1 protein-coding gene and 1 pseudogene are annotated in these 846 nt (G+C 73.5%); one reads left to right on the plus strand and one right to left on the minus strand.

From position 1 onward, the window contains the following. The coding region (locus G6020_RS12210) for a DUF732 domain-containing protein (protein WP_182610816.1) at positions 1–364 on the plus strand (364 nt) is incomplete at its 5' end. A gap of 18 nt (positions 365–382) precedes the next feature. Here the strand turns inward: G6020_RS12210 and G6020_RS17140 are convergent. Next, positions 383–846: pseudogene (locus tag G6020_RS17140) on the minus strand (patatin); the annotation flags it as partial.

Here is an 846-nt window from a genome sequence, read left to right on the forward strand (position 1 = left end):
CGCCGAGGCCACCTCCGCGGTCGGGGACGCCACCGACGGCGACGGGCCGACGACCGGCGAGCAGCCGGCCCCGGACGGGGACGGCGGCGACGACCGGTCTCCCGAGGAGCGGTTCCTCAGCGAGATCAGGACCGTCGGCGTGGACGCCGAGGACGAACAGGGTTATCTCACCCGGGGGCGCGACGCCTGTGCGTCACTCGACGGCGACATGGGCTACGTCGACGTGGTCCGGCAGTACAACGACGCCCACGCCGATGCGCCGGTGACCGAGGCCCCGGTGGTGGTGGCGGCCGCGGTCAGGGCGTTCTGTCCCCAGCACCTGCCGCAGGTCGGCCAGGACGAGGGCGGAAACCAGGGCGGCTGAAGCCGAGAGGGGCCCGTCTCACAAGCCCTCCCTGTCCAACGCCTCCGCGGTGAGCCGACGGCCGAGTTCGATCATCTCCTCCGCGCGGTGGAAATCGAAGGCCGAACACGAGTCGGACGGCACCTCCACGAGGACGTCGGGGCGGTTCCCCGCCATCCGGTAGCCGGTGAGGATGCTCTGCATGGCCTCGATCGACTGGGAGACCACGTCGAAGATCCGCAGCGTGCCCGGGAGGGACTCGAGGCTCCGATCGTCCGCCTGGGCGTCGGCCCGGACCTCGCGTTCGCCCTCCTCGACCGCCTCCTCGACCTCCGGTGACGGCTGCGCCGACCCTCTCGGGGTGGCGTCGTCCCCGGTCCGGGAATCGCCCCCGGCGCCCCGCCCGGTCGGGTCGATCCCGGGTGCGTCCAGCCCGGCGGTGTCAGGACCGGCGGTGTCCGGACCGGCCGCGTCCGCCCCGGAGGTGTCCTGACCGAGGCGGA

This window comes from Dietzia sp. B19 (assembly GCF_014145155.1).
In the GTDB taxonomy this organism is placed as follows: domain Bacteria; phylum Actinomycetota; class Actinomycetes; order Mycobacteriales; family Mycobacteriaceae; genus Dietzia; species Dietzia natronolimnaea.